This window comes from Komagataeibacter ossonobensis, from assembly GCF_057359305.1.
Genome location: NZ_JBXAYQ010000126.1, coordinates 1 through 1,043, shown reverse-complemented (window position 1 = coordinate 1,043; position 1,043 = coordinate 1). Strand labels below are relative to the sequence as shown.

Annotated in this window: 1 protein-coding gene; it reads left to right on the top strand. The window is 55.3% G+C overall.

All coding sequences use genetic code 11. The annotated features are described in order from the left end of the window. The first annotated feature begins 1 nt into the window (after position 1). On the top strand, positions 2–418 hold the full coding sequence (locus AC1RQ9_RS19000; protein ID WP_485988148.1) for a cupin domain-containing protein: 417 nt from the start codon (positions 2–4) through the stop codon (positions 416–418). Positions 419–1,043: the final 625 nt, after the last annotated feature.

Below are 1,043 nucleotides of genomic sequence, written 5' to 3'. Positions count from 1 at the left end.
CCTGATGACCCTGAACCGTACCGGTGGGCGGTTCGATCTCAACAGGATTGCCGCCGCGTTCCCGCAGACCGCGGATACGATGCGGCTGGATACCTATCTGACCGACAGGCCGGAAGCCAGCATCAGGGTGTTCCGGATCTATCGGGACGTGCCGCCGCATTATCATACCCAGTGTGATGAAGTCCTCCATGTGCTTTCCGGAGAAGGGACATTCTGGATTGATGATCCGGCTGAGGAAGCGCCGTTTGTCCCCGGGCACCTGCTGGTCTTTCCGCGGCGTGCGGTGCATGCGGTGCCGCGTATCCTGCGTGATCCTGTCATTTTTCTTGCCATCGACACACCGCGCCGGGCACCGGATGACGTGGTGTTTGTCGATCCTGCCGAAGGCACGCCTTCCGGCTTCATCAAGAGTATCTGAAGTAATGTCGCGGGACACAGATGAACTGGATCTGTGTCCCTGCAGCGCATGCCCGCAAAACGCGGCGTAAGTCCAGGGCATCTGGAGACGGTTTCCTTTCCCGAAAGACCTGGTCCGGGAAACATCTCTGTTCAACAGGAAAAAAGAAAATCAGGGGCGGCCTCTTCGGGGTTCTCTCACTCTGGTTCGCTAAGCGGCTGCGCCGCTAACCTCACTGGAGCCCCCTGCGGGGTCTCCACGCTTTCGCGCAACGGTTCGACCGCTCGGCCTGGGGTTCTTCAGGATGAATACTTATGATATTACTGATAATACTGCGATTGATAAAATGGGCATAAGGAAATAAAGGGAACAAAAACAGTAGTAAACTAATGTTTACTTCTAATATATTGTCTTTTTATTGTATTTATATTCTATCTGTACTATTCTTTATTTGTGGAGAGGGAAATGGTTCCCGTCACAGACGCCCCGCCCGGTGCTCGAACACCGGACAGGGCTGACGCCAGACAGAAAGGCTAGTTTCATGTCCAACGCTACCAACACAATGACCCCCGCCCTTGCTTCCGCGCAAGAGAAGAAAGCCGCCAGCAAGGCAAAATCGGGCCAGAAGGCCCCCGCCGCCCGCCGC